We start from the raw sequence: 16,090 nt of genomic DNA, 5'->3' as shown, positions 1-16,090 counted from the left end.
TTTCCTTCCTGTTTTCTCTCTGACAAGGGTTGTGCGCCATCCTCATAGGGAGCAGAATGAGTTCCTATGCCGTTGTTGCTACCTGAAAAGAAATCTTCTCTGGGGCCCGATTTAGCCAAACAATTGGGCCAGGATAAGGTTCGGTGGGATTGGGCCACGCTGAAAGCCTATTCCGTCGATGCCAGTATCTACAAAATTCCGCCACAGGTTGTTGTGCTTCCTGAAACAGAGGAAGACATTGATGCCGTGATGGAGTATGCCGTCAAGATTGGAGTGCCTCTGACTCCACGGGCTGCCGGAACGAATCTGACCGGATCAGCCATCGGAGCCGGCATTATCGTGGATATCTCCCGAATGAATCGATTGCTGGAAGTGAATCGCGACGAGCAGTGGGCGCGAGTGCAACCAGGCCTGGTGTTATCCGAATTTAATAAGCAGTTGGCCCCTATGGGGTTGATGTATGGGCCGGATCCTTCAAGCGGGGATATGTGCAAATTAGGAGGTATGTTCGGCAACAATTCGGCCGGTCCCCATACGCTTCGCTATGGATCGGTCAAGGACAACGTTCATACTCTCCGGATTCGGCTGCTTACTGAGGGTTGGCTTGACGCCCAATCTGTTTCTATTGGAGGCCCGGCTCATACATCCCTGTTGAACGGATTTCCATCCCTAAAGGCGGTGTGGACCATGATCCAAGAGGACCAAGCGTTGATCCGCGCCAGGCGTCCGAAGGTGAGTAAGAACAGTTCAGGCTATAACGTCTTTGATTTGGTCGATGGACTGGAACGGGGCGTCTTTGAGGTTCAAAAATTATTTATCGGGAGCGAGGGAACACTTGGCATTATGAGTGAAGCAACCGTCAAGTTGGTTAAACGCCCTGATGCCACCGTGACGGGTCTCATCCATTTTCGACATCTGGATGGTATGGGCGAATCGGTTCCCCATTTATTGGAATTGAACCCCAATGCCTTGGAGGTGATGGATGGAAATTCGTTAGATTTGATCGGGCGAAATCGCTATGGCATTCCATCCGATGCAGCGGCGACGCTGCTCATTGAATTTGATGAAGGCGGAGGTGCAGATCGTCGTCATCGTTTGATGGAGATGTGCGAAAGATTTCCGCTCACCGGGGAGGTGAGGTTGGCGTCGGATCCAGCCCAGCAAGGGGAATTGTGGAAAGCCCGCAAGGCGTTGTTTCCGATGCTCTATCGATTTGATCCTCAAAAAAAGCCCATCAATTTTGTCGATGATGTGGTCGTGCCGGCCGCACGCACCGGTGAGTTGATCCGGTATTTGGAAGAATACTTTGGAGGACGATCGGTGCCGGTCGCCATCTTTGGACATGTGGGAAATGGCAATGCTCATATTGTGCCGCTGCTTGATTTGCACAATCAACATGATGTTGATGCCATGGTTGAGGCTCACCGGGAGATTCACCAGACGGTCTTAGACCGGTTTGACGGATCAATTTGTGGAGAGCATGGAGACGGGCGTATTCGCGCCGAGACCGTTCGCTTGATGTATGGGGAAGAGGTGTATCAAATTTTTGTTCGAGTGAAGCAGGCGTTCGATCCACAGGGCATGATGAATCCCGGTGTGAAAATCAGTGATACCTCGTTTACGGAACATATTGATGTGGAGCGCATGGGCAAACCCTGTGCAACGTGCGCAAAATGTAATTCCGTATGTCCGGTGTATGATGTGTTTCAGTCTGAAGATATGAGTGCGCGCGGCTGGTTCGAAATTGTGACGGCTTCGGACTACTCGTACCTTCAATCCGAACGGGTGGTCGACGCCTGTTTGAATTGCAAGTCCTGCCGGACTATTTGTCCCGCCGGGGTCGATGTGTCCGAACTGATTCTTCAACGACGGGCGGAGCATCCCAACGAACTGGCCGGTTGGGTGTTTGCTCTCCATGCCCGTCAATGGATTTTTCATCCCCTGTTGAAACTCCTGGCATGGACCCAATCTTTTTGGGATCGTCCGGTTCTTCGAGGCATGTTGGAAAAAATGACTCGGCCTGTATTGCGAAAGTTGGCTCCCACGGCAAAGATTCCCCGAGATATGGTTCTGCCGATGTTTGCTAAACGGCATTTGCGTGATCGGTATCCTGAGCTGTGTCACTCTGAACATCTCCGGCAGGCCTCAATCGCGTATTTTCACGGGTGTGCGGCCAATTATTTTGAGGATGGAGTCGGGGATGCTGTGATCGGGCTTTTAGCTGACTACGGTGTGAAGGTCGCTCTTCCACCTCAACGATGCTCGGGGACGCCGATTGAAACCTACGGGTTACGGGATTTGGTAAAAGAAGGCGCGCGAGAAAATCTGGCTCACCTGGCATCGTATGACACCGTGATCACCAGTTGTGCGTCGTGCACGTTAAGTCTGAAAGATTATGCCACGCTTTTTCATGGAGAGCCGGAGGAAGCCGCAGCCATTGATTTATCCAAACGCGTGAAGCATATCTCTGAATTTCTTGTTGAACAGGGGATGTCGTCAGCCAATATGCACTCAACCCCGGTATCGGCCGATGGGAAGTTGGAGAAAGTGACGTACCATTCTTCGTGCCATCTTCGTGCCGCGGGTGTGTCCCAGGCACCCAGGGACTTGTTAGCCTCTGTGGCTGACCTTGAATTTGTCGAAATGCAGGATGCCGATCGATGCGCGGGGGGAGCGGGTACGTATATCGTCAAAAATTATGAAACCTCTCAGAAGATTTTCCAACGTAAGAAGCGGGCTATTCAAGAGAGCGGGGCACAGGTAGTGGCAACGAGTTGCCCTGCATGTATGATTCAGTTAAAAAATGGACTTCGGGGGATAGCAGAGGTCAAGCATATTGCGCAGGTCATGCGGGAGCATCCAGGGAGGAAGTAAAGGTATAAGTATAAGATGGGGTACTCTGGCGGGCTATCATTGTGATAGTTGGAAACGGGATGGATTTTCATTTTTGCATGAGGAACATCGAATGGTAAAAGTATTGATATTTGGCCTTTCGCTTCGTGAAGCGGTTGAAGACCCGGAAGTTGAAATTAGCTTGGAAAACGCCACTACGATTCGGCAATTGCTAGAGGATTTCCCCGATCACTTTCAAGGATTAATGCCTTTCCTCCAGGCCAATGAACTCATGTTGACGATTAATCAGAAAATTTCCACCTTGGAAGCCAAAGTGAAAAATGGGGACATCCTGAAAATCACTCACCAGGGAGGTGACAACCTTGCGGACGGTGCGATGTGGCATAATCCTTAATAGAGCACGGTATGCGATGTATCCTTATATTTGGCAGGAGGAAAGTTTATGGACGGGAGAAAGTGCGGTTAGGTTGTCTATTGTGAAGGAAGGGATGCCTCCTCGTCACATTTTTTGCAATTGAGGATGGTTTTGAGGTGGGCTCGACGTCCTTCTGGTGTCTGAACCCATGGGCGAAAACTGAGGGGAGGCTGATGTCGAACATGCTGCCCATGGCCGCAAGCCAAATCTGCTACCCAATCATTCACGTCATCTTGGTGAAACCCGATAATCGGCTGGTTCATTTTTCTCTCAAATTTTTATGATGGGGGACCATGATGGATTTGTAAATTATTTGCTAAAGACATCCTTAAGTAAATCAGTAATGCGCGCTGAAGGGTTAGTCCTGATTTTTTGCTCTTCCTGGGCTAGTGTGTGAAATAGCCCGTCTAAACTTTTTCCGACAACATAGTCATCCAGATCAAATGCCGGGACTTTGACAAACGGTAGCATCGTATATTGTCCCACCAATTCCTTGTATTGCGTGGTGACCCCGACTTGGCTCATCGTCTTCTCCACTTCAGGTTTAAACGCCGTGGCAAGTTGATCGCGTGTTTTACCTTGAAAATAATCAGTCGCGGCGGTATCTCCTCCATCCAGAATTTTCTTAGCATCGTCAAAGCTCATGTTGGTGACCGCATTTTTGAATATGGGTTTGGCCAAGGGAGCGGCCTGCTCGGCGGCCCGGTTCATACTAACCACTAACTCATCAACTTGGGGCCCGAATCCGGCCAGTTGAAGCGCTTTATCCATGGATTGAAGTTTTTCAGGTAGTAAGATTTTAATAGCTTCATTTTTCAAAAAGCCGTCTGTGTTACCAGTAAGTTTCACCGTATTTTCCGTTCCGACGATCAGAGCTTCTTTAAGGCCAGAAATTATTTTGTCATCTCCGAGGGTTTTTGCCCCAGGAAGAGACAATTTGTCGATCTCTTTCATAAAGTCACCAAGTTGTGCGAGGGCGACTTGCGGAAGGAGGAAGAGGAGAACACTCATGATGACGGGAGATATAATCATTGTTCACTCCTCTTCTGAAAAAGGAAAAATGGACCAGGAGGGTAAATGGAGTAAAACGGGAATGGGGGGTAAAGACTATCAGAAGCGATGCATCTCATTCCGTTCCTGTGAGATGGGACCCACAAGGAAGAGGGGGGACGCTTGCGCCCTGGGATTATCCTGGGGAGGATAGACTAAAAAACATAAGCAGTCCTCAAATCTCAGAAGGCAAAGCCCAGCTCTTCCTCGTGGGTGGTTCAAAAGCACCCTGGAGTGTGAGATGCCTTAAACTTAGGCTATAGGAGTACAACTCATCCCGGATCCTCTGCCCTTATTTGATGATGCTAGGGGCCTAGAGAGGAGTGGACGGGTTTTCTTTTTCATCGCCTCCCGTTGAGGGTTGAGGCGATTTTCCAGAATTACGGGATCAATGACTTCACCGCATTGCAAACAGCGTTTGGTCAGGATTTCCATTCCACCGGCATCATAATTCACATTCATGCACCAATGGGAAACCATAAATCCCCCACATCGTGTACAGGTGTCCGAATGCCTTGGATCCACCGTTTTAGTGCTTGGAGCGGAGTGAACTTCTTCTCGCTTAATGGGACTTTTCCCAAGTGTTGGGGTCTTTTTCTGTATTCCGAAATGTCCCATATGTATCTCCTTTTTACTGTTTATCATAACATATGTATTAAAACGTCTTGTTGATAGATATAGCTCTTTGATCTTAAGTCAAGATTAATCCAATATTAAAAAATCCTCATAATTGTATAATGAGAAACATCAATAACTTCCATGAATGTGAATAAACCTTTAATAATTATATAGATTGAACATGTATACAGTTATTATTCTTAAGTTTTTTAATTTAAGTATAATTATCGCAATGTAAAATTAATGAAGATGGTCACCGAGTGGATGGTGGCTTTTTAAAACCCCGATAGTTTGGGGGCCAAAAAACCTATAATCAGGACGATTCCCGGATGAGAAAAATCGTCTTACCGCCAACGAAAGTGAACAGGGGTGGTCTTATCTCCAGATAGTGTAATGCTTTTTTCAATAGTGGTCCCACCTGAATCGGTTGCTTTGACAACATATTTGCCGGGAGAAAGGTTGAGGAATAACCAAGGACCTTGTACCTCTTCCCCTGGAATAGATACCAGGGTCGTCTGATCTGAGTTAATCACCTCAACCGCCACACCAGCTAAAAAAGCGCGTTCACCTTTCACAAAGATCAATTTAAGGGAATAGGGCGGGTAGGACAGGCTCCGTTCCTCCTTACCTAATCCGGCGCTGAAATATTGAACAGCATTCTGCTCATGGAGGGGAAACCTGAGTTTATCCGGGATGCTTCCATCTTTCAGTGGAATTTCTAAAAACTTGCCGAGAGTTTCTGAGCCTTCACCTGCGGCGGCCCAGGATGAGGTTGAAAGGGCTACCAAACTTAGAATCATCAAAAGACATGCACCCAATCCCAACGACACAGACAACTCGTTGTTTTCTGCTTTTAAGCCATTTTCCCAATCTGTTGTCGATCTGCTGGTAATTCCAGGTCCCACGGGCCACACCTCATCCTTTCCAAAATAAAGCTTAATCCATTAAACAAACCCTCGAATGAATATAGATAATAACAATTTTTGAGTACTTAAAAATAGCGCTAATAGGAATTGATCAAACTCTGTCCCCAGGGTTTACGGGCAGGCAGAAAGAACTGAGCAGACCCGATTCAGGCATAACCTTTTGTAAGGAATTACGGATGTCATTTGAAGAAAGCGGGAGAGAAAATGTGCTCTCAACTTATGGCGATGCGGGTGGAAGGTCTTCGGGGGATGGTTCCATTTCCCCAGGCGGTCTTGGCATATGCCCGACGGATTTGAGGTCCATGAGGTCTTTTTTGGCGCTGATTCCAAGGGATTTGAATTTTCTGGCCGTGGGCCAGATCCGATTCTCCAATGAGGTGACCGTCGCATTATAGGATTCGACGGTCCGACCTAACGCTTGTCCAATTCTCCCAAAATGTGCTGCCAGAGTGCCCAGTCGATCAGCGAGTTCTTGTCCGAGGATACTGATCCGTTGGGCCCCTTCCGCCACTTGTTCCTGGCGCCAGCCGTAGGCAATGGCCCGCAACAGGGCAATGAAGGTGGTGGGTGTGGCGATGACGACTTTTTTCGTTAAGGCCGACTCGACGAGGGAAGGGTCGCGTTCGGCCGCGGCAGCTAAAAACGAATCATTGGGTATAAATAAGACCACAAATTCCGGAGCGGCTGGAAATTGATCCCAATATTCTTTTGAGGCTAATTGGCTGATATGGCGTTTTACCTGGCCGAGATGTCGATTGAGGGCGGCTTCCCGGTCTTCGTCCGTGTGCGCTTCCAGGCTATCTAAAAAGGCACTGAGCGGCACTTTGGAATCGACCACCACATCTCTTCCTGCCGGGAGTTTGACGATCATATCGGGACGCAAGCGCCCGGTTTCGGTGGAAACACTTTCCTGTTCAAAAAAATCGCAGTTTTCTGACATGCCGGCCAACTCAGCGGTCCTTCGAAGCGCGATTTCTCCCCAGCGTCCTCGAACCTGGGGTGATCGTAAGGCATTCACCAATTTGGATGTTTCAGCTTGAAGGGTGGTCTGGGAGAAAGCCAATTGGCGTAACTGTTCGCCCACGACACTGAGTTCACGAAGCCGCTTATCTTCTAAGGCTTGCGATTCTTTTTGGTAGGTACGTAGGGATTCGGTCAGCGGCTGCAACAAGGATTCAATGGAGGTCTGGCGTTGGTCGAAGGAAGCCGTCGCTTCATCCTTCAGGGCTTTGAACTTTTCCTCGGCCAGGGTCAAAAACCCCCTATTGTTCCCCGCCAGGGCTTCGGAGGCTAAAGAGCGAAAGGTATCCGACAAAGTCGATTTTGCATCCTCCAGCAGGGCCCGCTGTTCGGCTAAGTGTCGTTGCGTATTTTCAAGATGTGTTTCGGCTGACACTTTGGCCACTTCCATCAGACGAAATTCTTGATAGACTCGTTCACGTTCCTGCTGCAGAGTGGCGAGTTGGGTCCGAAGTTCTCCTGTTTGGGCTTGGGCCGCTGCAAATCGGGTGGCGGTCTCTTGTAAGGCTTGGACCTTCCTTCCTCGATAGACAATGGAGCAAATGGCCCACGCGATGGTCCCTCCGATCAGCAAGCCGGCCAAGAGAATCCATAATAGCTGAGGTTCGTAAGAGGCGATCATGCTTGAGAAGAGAGAATTCAGCCGGACTCCGAACGTGCCTTACAGCACATAGACTTGAAAGAGATCCTCACGGTTTTCAACCCCCTGCCCATATACGTACGGGGCCGATGGCAAGGTTTGCCGCCGGGAATAATTGATCAGGGAAGAATTTTGACCCATTTCGATAGACGTATTTCTGATTCTTGGGTACAGTAGGATTATGTTCACTTCATGCGATTCAGGGTCACGCAGGAACAGAGGTTAGGATAGCAAATATGGAAAAAAAATATCGTGTCTCTATTTGGTATTTCATTATTGCATTCTGGGGACTCATTATTCTCCAGGAAATGTATTTTGCCGCCCAACATATGGATGAGGTGCCTTATAGTCAATTTAAAGCCTGGGTTCAAGAAGATAAGGTCGCCGAGATCTCCATAACCGACAAAGTCATTCACGGAAAATTAAAATCTGAAAAAGGGGAAGAGGATCCCCACTGGTTTCAGACGGTGCGCGTCGATGATCCTGAGTTAGTGTCCTTACTGGAAGACAAACATGTGGAATATGCCGGTGTGATCGTCAGCACACTGTGGAAAGACGTGGCTTCCTGGGTCGTCCCTATTCTGGTTTTTGCCGGGATCTGGTTTTGGATTTTGCGAAAGATGGGACAAGGGGCGGGTGGCGGTTTTATGCGAATCGGGAAATCCAAGGCTAAAGTCTATATTGAAAGCGATATCAAGACGCGTATGAGTGATGTGGCCGGAGTCGATGAAGCCAAAGTGGAACTCATGGAAGTTGTCGAGTTCTTAAAGACGCCGGAAAAATTTACGAGGATCGGGGGACGGATTCCCAAGGGTGTGCTCTTGGTGGGGCCGCCGGGCACAGGGAAAACCATGCTGGCGAAAGCGATTGCGGGAGAAGCCGGTGTGCCGTTTTTCTCCATTAGTGGATCGGAATTTGTGGAAATGTTTGTGGGGGTGGGAGCAGCCAGGGTGCGAGATTTGTTTGAACAGGCCATGGTTAAAGCACCCTGTATCATTTTCATTGATGAGTTGGATGCACTGGGAAAAGCCAGGGGAACGGGGCCCATGATGCACGAAGAACGGGAGCAAACCCTCAATCAATTACTGGTGGAAATGGATGGGTTTGATCCTCGTGTGGGGGTCATTATGCTGGCCGCAACCAATCGTCCTGAAATTCTTGATCAGGCCTTGCTCCGTGCAGGCCGTTTTGATCGACAGGTCCTGGTTGATCGCCCCGATCGGCCCGGAAGAGCGGCTATTCTGGCTATACATGCCAAATCCATCAAGCTGGCTCCTGATGTCGATTTAGACAAAATTGCGGCCATGACTCCGGGAATGGTTGGTGCCGACCTGGCCAATGTGGTGAATGAAGCTGCCCTCCTGGCCATTCGACGAAGTCGGGAGACGGCCGAACACAGGGATTTTGAAGAAGCCGTGGAACGGGTCATTGCCGGTTTGGAAAAGAGAAACCGCGTCCTCAGTGTGGAAGAACGGAAACGAGTGGCTCATCATGAGGTCGGGCACGCGTTAGTGGCAATGTCCTTGCCCGGATGTGATCCCGTCCAAAAAATCTCGATCATTCCCCGTGGCATTGCAGCTTTGGGCTATACGCTACAGCTCCCCGTTGAAGACCGCTATTTACTCACCCGTTCCGAATTAGAAAATCGCATTGCCGTCTTGTTAGGGGGGCGTATGGCCGAAGAGTTGGTCTTTGGCGAGGCCTCTACAGGAGCGGCTGATGATTTGCAAAAAGCCACTACCATCGCCAAACGGATGGTCAAGGATTATGGGATGAGCGATAAGTTGGGAACGGTGGCCTTAGATGAATCCGTTCAGCCGACGTTTTTGAAAAATATGGAGTCACATGCGACCCCAACCTATTCGGAGCACACCGCTCAACAGGTCGATCAAGAGGTGCGCCGACTTATTGAAGAACAAGGCAATCGCGTCCGGGAATTGCTGACAAAGCTTCGGCCGGTCCTGTTGAACGGGGCTGAGACCTTGTTAAAGGCGGAAGTAATGACCGGAGAAGAGTTGATGGCGCTTCTTCACGTCAAGGAAGAAGAACCCATTCCAGGCTAGTTCCAATCGACAACATGAGGTTTTCGGTACCGAATACCTCCACGCTGACATTTCCAATTCATTCCTGCCGGGTCTGACGTTCAGACCCGGCAGGAAAAACACCATTCCAAAACATCCCGCAGTGTCGGTCTCCTTGTCTTGTTCGGGGATTGCAGATCAGGAATTTATCCCACCCAATTCCTCAAGAAAGCCGGTTAGCCTCAATGTTTCATAAAAGGGAGTGTTGAATAATAAGGATGTTCAAGGGCAAATTTGCCCAGGATTAGATTACTCATCAAAGGCTCCGGGTCGGTTAAAAAAAGCATGCCCTGAGTCTTCCCGAAGGGTCCGTCCAGTCCTGTCCTGAGGCCCCTCGAAGGAAAGGCCGCAGCCGTTTTTACGCGCGGAGCGTAGGCGTAGTACGTGAGCACGGGAAAATGGCGAGAACGCCGCTGGCGGCTTTTTTCAACAGACCCTGAAATAGAGGCGGGAATCGTCGAGTCATCAATAGTTCGATGTTTTTCCAGAAGATGATATGATTTCGGTGCCTGGGAAGGATGGGCTTTTCCCGGATCCTGAAATAAAGCGACCAGCATAACCGGAGGACTGAGGATGTTTAACACGATCATTGAACCCTTTCGTATCAAAATGGTCGAACATATCCGGATGACGACAGAAACCGAACGTCGGGAATTAATTGCTAAAGCCGGTTATAACGTCTTTCGGCTGCACTCTGATGATGTCCTGATCGATCTCCTGACCGATAGTGGTACAGGGGCCATGAGTGCCAGGCAGTGGGCGGCTATCATGCGGGGGGATGAAAGTTATGCGGGAAGTCCTTCCTTTTACCGGTTTGAAGCCGCGGTACAGGAACTCATGGGATTCCCGCTTGTCATTCCGACCCATCAGGGAAGGGCGGCGGAACGCATCTTGTTTTCCACCATCTGCAAGGCCGGTGACGTGGTTCCCAATAATACGCACTTCGATACCACCAGGGCCAACGTGGAATTTTGTGGAGCCCGGGCGGTAGATGTGCCCTGTCGCGAATTGGCCGATCTCCCCAGTGAGTTTCCCTTCAAAGGCAATATGGATATTGAAAGTCTTCGCACGGTTTTTCAAAAAGAAGGGCGCGACCGTATTCCCTTGGTGATGATCACCGTCACCAATAATTCCGGTGGAGGGCAACCGGTCTCGATGGCCAACATCAGAGAAGTGGCCGAGGTCTGTCGCGCCTTTGACCGACCGTTATACCTGGATGCCTGCCGGATTGCAGAAAATGCCTATTTCATTAAACTGCGCGAACCGGGATATGGGGACAAAATGGTCCGCGACATTGTTCGCGAAATGTGCGATCTGGCCGATGGCTGTACGATGTCCGCAAAAAAAGATGCCATTGTGAACATCGGCGGATTTCTTGCCACTCGCAACGCCGAGTTGGCCCAACAAGAGCAGAACTTGTTGATCTTAACTGAGGGGTTTCCCACCTATGGGGGCTTGGCCGGACGCGATTTGGAAGCCATGGCCGAAGGATTGAAAGAAGGCGTGGAGGAAGATTATCTCCAGTATCGCATTACCTCCACGGGGTATCTGGGCAACCATTTACATGAAGCGGGTGTGCCGACCCTGCGCCCGCCCGGTGGGCATGCCATTTACCTGGATGCGGCCCGCTTCGCACCGCATCTCCAACCACTCGATCTGCCGGGTATTTCGCTTTGTGTGGAGTTATACGTGTTGGGGGGCATTCGGGCGGTGGAAATCGGCACTGCGATGTTCGGCAAGCACAATGCCGAAACCGGGAAAGAAGAGCCGGGCCCTCGTGAACTTGTTCGGTTGGCGATTCCCAGACGGGTCTATACCCAAAGCCATGTGGATTATATCGTGGAGGTGGTGGAAGAAGCGTTCCGGCGGCGTGAGGGCTTGAAGCCGTTTCGATTTCTGGAACAAGCGCCCTTTCTCCGACATTTCACCGCGCAATACGGGATGGTCGAATAACCATGCGAACGAACAATGTAGAAGTGCGGTATGAAGCACAAATGGCAGTTGTTCCTTAGCTCTTTCGCGCTGAGGTATGATGCATCGCACAATTGACAGGTATTGGTGAAATACGAATTGATTCAGTGGGATCAAAGAATTCTTTATTTTCCCGGGACGCCAGTCCAGGAGGAAACCAAAACGAAAGGAGTACGGTCATGCGTTCCTTCATTTCGCTCACTTCCCGATTCACATCGTATGTGTGTAAGCGGGGCGTTCTTGCTGCGGGACTCGTGCTTTGTCTGGCGTATAGCGTGGCGGCTCAGGAGGTGACCGTGTCCGAAGACACGTTCGGTTGCATTCTCGATTGGCCGAAAGTCAGGAATACGCGCATCAAGCACGACGATCCGGAAAAACTGAAGGAGGCCAAGCGTATCTTACGTGACAGCGTGCCGGAGACCGAGTATCCGGTTGGAACCATTCTGCAACTTGTTCCTCAGGAAGCCATGGTGAAGCATTCGCATGACAAGTTTCCCAAAACGAACGGCTGGGAATTTTTCTTTTTGGAAGTCTCCAAAGAAGGCACCAAGATTGCGGATCGGGGAGATAACGTCGTCAATGTCTCGCAAGGGGTCACGTGCTTAAGTTGTCATCAACCGGCGGCCAGGTTTGACTTCGTATGCGAAAAGGGGCATGGGTGCGCTCCAATCCCGTTCGATGATCAGAAGATCGCGGCCATTCAACAAGCAGACCCCCGCTGCACCAAAAATTAGGATAGCTTTGAGGTGATGTACTGCTTGTAGGAGGATTTGAGCCGAGTAAGAAGTCTCACGCCCCCCTGAGTATTTTTTAGCGAGTATGAGAGCGGTTAGAATCGGCACCGCCATGTTTGGCAAGCGCAATGCCGAAACCGAGAAAGAAGAGCCGGGCCCTCGTGAACTTGTTCGGTTGGCGATTCCCAGGCGGGTCTACACCCAGAGCCATGTGGATTATATCGTGGAGGTGGTGGAAGAAGCGTTCCGGCGGCGTGAAGGCTTGAAGCCCTTTCGATTTCTGGAACAAGCGCCCTTTCTCCGACATTTCACCGCGCAATACGGGATGGTGGAATAACCATGCGAACGATCGTTCCGTAAGTAAAGTGAGAATCAGAAAAGAATATTCACGCAGTCCAATATTAATTTTTGAAGATAACCGTTTCGTCCTTCTTAGGCTGCTATTCCCAAAGGATGTTTTTGTATTTTAGGAAAACTTACAATGAGATTCCAGACGATGGATATTCGGGGCAATACTCATGGATAACGATAAATCTAAACGTCAAGAAGCTATCGACATTGCCTCGGCCATCATCAAGGGTACTCTTCATCCTTTGGTGGGCTGTCGTCGACTGGTGGGATTAAAGGACTATATTGGATTGGGAGAGGACGAAAGTTTCGATCAAATTAGGGCGACTGAAAGTGAAACTGATCATCTACCGTTAGAGGCTCTAAAATTAGAGTGTAGTGCATCATATTTGGAACGAGTCGAACGCGAAGAACGAGAATATCTTGAGTCTGCACTAGGTGATATAGTGAAAGCATGTGAGGAAATTATAAAAAAATTGAAAGTCCTGTAAGCGTCCTCAAATCATGGAGTTACTTTCAAATTTAGTGTCTGATGAGTTGCGAACGCAACGACGGGAATGTTTACACGACCTCCACCTGGATCCTGTCCATAGAATTATGATAGCTGCATAGGTTACCTAACAAAATAATTCCGCCCTCCTCACCGACAAAACAAATTTTAGCCACAGAGCTTTTGCCCCAACGCCAGGGATCGGACACCACAATCAACGTGAGATTTTAAAGGTCTTTCGCTCTAGGTCGATCGAAAAACTTTGTTTTTTACGAATCAGGAAGGATATAAAAGAGGCAATCGCTTTGGGCGATTTCTGCGTTTGTCGTGACCATCATGAGCCGGCTGGGATGAGCCAATCGAAGTTCGCCGTTGTGCACGGAGAAAATCGCTTTGCTAACGTTTTGTCCCCTCGCATTCTTGGCCCACAGGACATCCAGGCCTCGTGCCCCGACCCAACCCAGTGTCTCCTGCGGAGACCACATTCCAAAATTCAATCGATCCACATCTGAAGGAAGGGTGAGATCCACTTCGGAAACCGGTCCACCGTTATAGGCCACGGTGGCCCCTTCCTGCAGTTCCACCCGAATGGGATGATGGAGCACGGTGACCGGTGATGAGATATCTGAAAAATTCTTGGCCATGGCATACCGTGTTAATCCGCGGAAGGCCAGCTCATCGGCCTGTGGATCTTGTGCCCAGCCTGCTTCAATGGTGACGGTGGGCCAGTCGTATTCCGTCGCTTCCATTAATGTGCCTAACCGCAAATCGGTCACAATCAGATGATCACAAAAGACTCCCGTCAACGTTTCATGGGTTTCCCGGTTCAGGGTGGTCACACCATATGCCGGACTTCGGCCCGAGGTGTTATGAAAGTCAATCAAGGCTTCAGGTTGGGCCTGATGCAGTTCGTGGAGGATGGCTTGGGCGATGGTCCCTTCCTGTCCCTGAAACGGAGATCGAAAACACCGATTGAGATCTTTCCCTTCTGGTGCGTATCGATGAGAAAACATTGGTCTGGTCAAGGCCGCTTCAATGGACCCGATAAAACAGAGCATATTGACTTGGGGTTGTCGTCCTTCCCGGAACCATCGATGAAGGGCGCGCACGCCTGAGGGTTCATTCCCATGTAATAAGGTACAGACGGCGCGGGTGCGCGTGGTATCCAAGCCCGGAAGCCAAAGAAAAGTGGGTTCCCCCAGCTTTATCAGAAACTCTTCCACTGTATGCCCCACGTCTTGTGGTGTGGGTGCTTCCCACCTGGGTATAGGTCGTGCGAGGTTCATTCGGGATTCAGACTCCAGTGTGAAACAGGCGAGCCCGTATGTGCGGATCGCAGATAATCTTCGAGCATGTGCGTGAGAGCCGTGGGACGGTCATGCCCCCGGCTTTCATACTGTTCCAACCGATGGACCTGCCAACGAGCACCATTCATACGGGTCTCCAAGCGACCCCTGATCACATTCAGCATGGTGTGGATTTCTTCCTTCTCCACTCCGCTCTCCTCCAAGCCCTTCTCGGCTACCGGCAACAATTCCCCGGCCAGGTCACACACGGATATTTCGCGCAACCCATGACCTGGCTGACCCGGCCATACTAACATGGCCTCCATCCCATATTCGGCAGCTCGATAAAAATTCCGGTGCGCATATTCAAACGGAAACTGATGGAGGAGCTGTTCGATCTGCTGTCGCGTGCCTAAGGTCAGCCCTATCACAAACGCCGCATTGGCTGCCATATCAATCGGCGTAGGTCCTGAGGGTAGGGATCGAAATTCGACGCGAAAATGTCCATTGGCACCGGCATCATAGATTGCCCGATTCCAACGCCAGACGGTTCCCTGGTGCAGGCGTAATTCTTCGAGCTGCGGCAGTTGCCCTCGACTGAGGCATTCCATGGGCTCTTCGGAACTCATCACCGGCAACAAGGGGGAATGAAGCGCCACGGCTTCGGCAAATAACTCATACGCGCCTCGACGGACCCATCCATGGCCAAACGACACTCTGGCCGGTTGATGCCAATCACCTTGTTGGACTTTTCGACTGTCGATGGCTTGCTTGAACAAGGCCACGCGGGTTTCTTCCCACAGCCGATGCTGCAAAAAAATGGGACTATTCGCACCGAGAGCCAAGGCAACGGGGGTGACCAGTTGCGCCGCATTAAAGACCTGAGCGAAATCCTGAGGATTCACCCGAAGATGAATTTGAAAAGAGGTCGTGGCCCCTTCCAGGGTGACATCCGGACAGGTCACCGTTAAGGGCTCCGGTCCATTGATGTGTATCGCAAATGGACCTTCGCGCAACCGTCGAAGGCCTGCCGAGAGCGCACGATAGCGTGGGAGATCCGACAGCACCGGCGAATCCAGTTCTTCGGCGCAGAGGGTCGGCAGGATGCCAATCGGCGCAATGCGTCCTCCCCATTTTTGCGCACAATATTCCAATGATTGGATGGCGTTCGCTAATTGCGCCCGGACATGGGAAAAGGGATGGCCCGCCAAGGCAACGGGAGACAAATTGTATTCCAAATTAAACCGGTCTAACTCGAGTTGGAGGTGTTCATCATGGGCGCAATTCAAAAGGGTTCGGTTAATGGGATAGGCCCGGCCTTCGCTATTGATAATTGAGAGTTCGAGTTCCGCCCCGATGGAGAGTGGACCGACACCAAATCCCGGCTGCTCCACCACATGCTTCAGAGCTTTCAAGCTTTGAATCAGCCGTTGTCCGAACCGGGTAAAATCCTCTTCGTCAAACTGGTCGCGATCAATACATAAACCCATAGGAGTGTTTCATACCTGATTTCCCGGACAAGGTAAAGAATCCCGCCTGGACAAATCATGTTCCGGCTCACGTGAAGGGGGCCGGCTTTCATGAAAGTTATATTCATGAAAGCAATGAATAGTTCCGAAATAGAGGCGAATAGGATTATGTGAAGTCCCTCAGTGAGG

The 16,090-nt window shown here is 50.3% G+C and carries 14 protein-coding genes; 7 read left to right on the top strand and 7 right to left on the bottom strand.

The features are described 5' to 3' along the window. The first annotated feature begins 66 nt into the window (after window positions 1-66). Together ACTRXD_RS15205 and ACTRXD_RS15200 are read left to right on the top strand one after the other, a co-directional pair. The gene (locus ACTRXD_RS15205) at window positions 67-2,874 is read left to right on the top strand and encodes an FAD-binding and (Fe-S)-binding domain-containing protein (RefSeq protein WP_442432635.1); all 2,808 of its coding nucleotides are present in this window, start codon (window positions 67-69) and stop codon (window positions 2,872-2,874) included. Between the two features lie 91 nt (window positions 2,875-2,965). Next, window positions 2,966-3,247 carry a MoaD/ThiS family protein gene (locus tag ACTRXD_RS15200; protein WP_442432634.1) on the top strand — a complete coding sequence of 94 codons (282 nt, stop codon included), beginning with the start codon at window positions 2,966-2,968 and terminating at the stop codon, window positions 3,245-3,247. A 77-nt stretch (window positions 3,248-3,324) separates the two neighbouring features. Here ACTRXD_RS15200 and ACTRXD_RS15195 read toward each other — a convergent pair whose 3' ends face one another. From ACTRXD_RS15195 to rmuC, 4 genes are all read right to left on the bottom strand, one after another. Further along, complete coding sequence (locus ACTRXD_RS15195; RefSeq protein WP_442432633.1) at window positions 3,325-3,531, bottom strand: DUF3565 domain-containing protein; 207 nt, start codon at window positions 3,529-3,531, stop codon at window positions 3,325-3,327. Between the two features lie 46 nt (window positions 3,532-3,577). After that, window positions 3,578-4,300 carry a DUF4197 domain-containing protein gene (locus ACTRXD_RS15190; protein ID WP_442432632.1) on the bottom strand — a complete coding sequence of 241 codons (723 nt, stop codon included), beginning with the start codon at window positions 4,298-4,300 and terminating at the stop codon, window positions 3,578-3,580. A gap of 980 nt (window positions 4,301-5,280) precedes the next feature. After that, the gene (locus ACTRXD_RS15185) at window positions 5,281-5,841 is read right to left on the bottom strand and encodes a carboxypeptidase-like regulatory domain-containing protein (RefSeq protein WP_442432631.1); all 561 of its coding nucleotides are present in this window, start codon (window positions 5,839-5,841) and stop codon (window positions 5,281-5,283) included. Window positions 5,842-6,079: 238 nt separating this feature from the next. Next, the gene (rmuC, locus tag ACTRXD_RS15180) at window positions 6,080-7,465 is read right to left on the bottom strand and encodes a DNA recombination protein RmuC (RefSeq protein ID WP_442432630.1); all 1,386 of its coding nucleotides are present in this window, start codon (window positions 7,463-7,465) and stop codon (window positions 6,080-6,082) included. A 293-nt stretch (window positions 7,466-7,758) separates the two neighbouring features. Here rmuC and ftsH point away from each other — a divergent pair, with 293 nt between their 5' ends. Continuing rightward, window positions 7,759-9,585, top strand: a complete 1,827-nt coding sequence (gene ftsH / locus ACTRXD_RS15175) for an ATP-dependent zinc metalloprotease FtsH (RefSeq protein ID WP_442432629.1) — start codon at window positions 7,759-7,761, stop codon at window positions 9,583-9,585. Between the two features lie 200 nt (window positions 9,586-9,785). Here the strand turns inward: ftsH and ACTRXD_RS15170 are convergent, their stop codons facing one another. After that, entirely contained in the window at window positions 9,786-10,193 is a 408-nt protein-coding gene (locus tag ACTRXD_RS15170) for a hypothetical protein (RefSeq protein WP_442432628.1), read from the bottom strand. Here ACTRXD_RS15170 and ACTRXD_RS15165 point away from each other — a divergent pair. From ACTRXD_RS15165 to ACTRXD_RS15150, 4 genes are all read left to right on the top strand, one after another. Next, window positions 10,177-11,556, top strand: a complete 1,380-nt coding sequence (locus ACTRXD_RS15165; protein WP_442432627.1) for a tryptophanase — start codon at window positions 10,177-10,179, stop codon at window positions 11,554-11,556. The genes ACTRXD_RS15170 and ACTRXD_RS15165 overlap by 17 nt on opposite strands. 197 nt (window positions 11,557-11,753) lie before the next feature. Then, window positions 11,754-12,308 carry a hypothetical protein gene (locus ACTRXD_RS15160; protein WP_442432626.1) on the top strand — a complete coding sequence of 185 codons (555 nt, stop codon included), beginning with the start codon at window positions 11,754-11,756 and terminating at the stop codon, window positions 12,306-12,308. 85 nt (window positions 12,309-12,393) lie between these two features. After that, window positions 12,394-12,645, top strand: coding sequence for a hypothetical protein (locus tag ACTRXD_RS15155; RefSeq protein WP_442432625.1), 252 nt, complete (start codon window positions 12,394-12,396; stop codon window positions 12,643-12,645). A 181-nt stretch (window positions 12,646-12,826) separates the two neighbouring features. Further along, window positions 12,827-13,147: a hypothetical protein gene (locus ACTRXD_RS15150; protein WP_442432624.1), complete on the top strand. Its 321-nt coding sequence runs from the start codon at window positions 12,827-12,829 to the stop codon at window positions 13,145-13,147. A 268-nt stretch (window positions 13,148-13,415) separates the two neighbouring features. Here the strand turns inward: ACTRXD_RS15150 and ACTRXD_RS15145 are convergent, their stop codons facing one another. Further along, window positions 13,416-14,432 carry a succinylglutamate desuccinylase gene (locus ACTRXD_RS15145; protein ID WP_442432623.1) on the bottom strand — a complete coding sequence of 339 codons (1,017 nt, stop codon included), beginning with the start codon at window positions 14,430-14,432 and terminating at the stop codon, window positions 13,416-13,418. Beyond that, window positions 14,429-15,922, bottom strand: coding sequence for a glutamate--cysteine ligase (locus tag ACTRXD_RS15140; protein ID WP_442432622.1), 1,494 nt, complete (start codon window positions 15,920-15,922; stop codon window positions 14,429-14,431). Before ACTRXD_RS15140 ends, ACTRXD_RS15145 begins: the two co-directional genes overlap by 4 nt. Window positions 15,923-16,090: the final 168 nt, after the last annotated feature.

Source organism: Nitrospira sp. T9 (assembly GCF_052156535.1).
Classification (GTDB): domain Bacteria; phylum Nitrospirota; class Nitrospiria; order Nitrospirales; family UBA8639; genus Nitrospira_E.
The sequence above is the reverse complement of the archived record's forward strand: the minus strand, read 5'-3'. Positions and strand labels throughout refer to the sequence as shown.

What these genes read in the sequence shown, in the direction of transcription:
- ACTRXD_RS15155 (WP_442432625.1), top strand. Translation starts at nt 12,394, where the DNA reads ATGAGAGCGGTTAGAATCGGCACCGCCATGTTTGGCAAGCGCAATGCC.
- ACTRXD_RS15195 (WP_442432633.1), bottom strand. Translation starts at nt 3,531, where the DNA reads ATGAACCAGCCGATTATCGGGTTTCACCAAGATGACGTGAATGATTGG.
- ACTRXD_RS15200 (WP_442432634.1), top strand. Translation starts at nt 2,966, where the DNA reads ATGGTAAAAGTATTGATATTTGGCCTTTCGCTTCGTGAAGCGGTTGAA.
- ACTRXD_RS15170 (WP_442432628.1), bottom strand. Translation starts at nt 10,193, where the DNA reads ATGATCGTGTTAAACATCCTCAGTCCTCCGGTTATGCTGGTCGCTTTA.
- ACTRXD_RS15145 (WP_442432623.1), bottom strand. Translation starts at nt 14,432, where the DNA reads ATGAACCTCGCACGACCTATACCCAGGTGGGAAGCACCCACACCACAA.
- ACTRXD_RS15165 (WP_442432627.1), top strand. Translation starts at nt 10,177, where the DNA reads ATGTTTAACACGATCATTGAACCCTTTCGTATCAAAATGGTCGAACAT.
- ACTRXD_RS15205 (WP_442432635.1), top strand. Translation starts at nt 67, where the DNA reads ATGCCGTTGTTGCTACCTGAAAAGAAATCTTCTCTGGGGCCCGATTTA.
- ACTRXD_RS15160 (WP_442432626.1), top strand. Translation starts at nt 11,754, where the DNA reads ATGCGTTCCTTCATTTCGCTCACTTCCCGATTCACATCGTATGTGTGT.
- ACTRXD_RS15140 (WP_442432622.1), bottom strand. Translation starts at nt 15,922, where the DNA reads ATGGGTTTATGTATTGATCGCGACCAGTTTGACGAAGAGGATTTTACC.
- ACTRXD_RS15150 (WP_442432624.1), top strand. Translation starts at nt 12,827, where the DNA reads ATGGATAACGATAAATCTAAACGTCAAGAAGCTATCGACATTGCCTCG.
- ftsH (WP_442432629.1), top strand. Translation starts at nt 7,759, where the DNA reads ATGGAAAAAAAATATCGTGTCTCTATTTGGTATTTCATTATTGCATTC.
- ACTRXD_RS15190 (WP_442432632.1), bottom strand. Translation starts at nt 4,300, where the DNA reads ATGATTATATCTCCCGTCATCATGAGTGTTCTCCTCTTCCTCCTTCCG.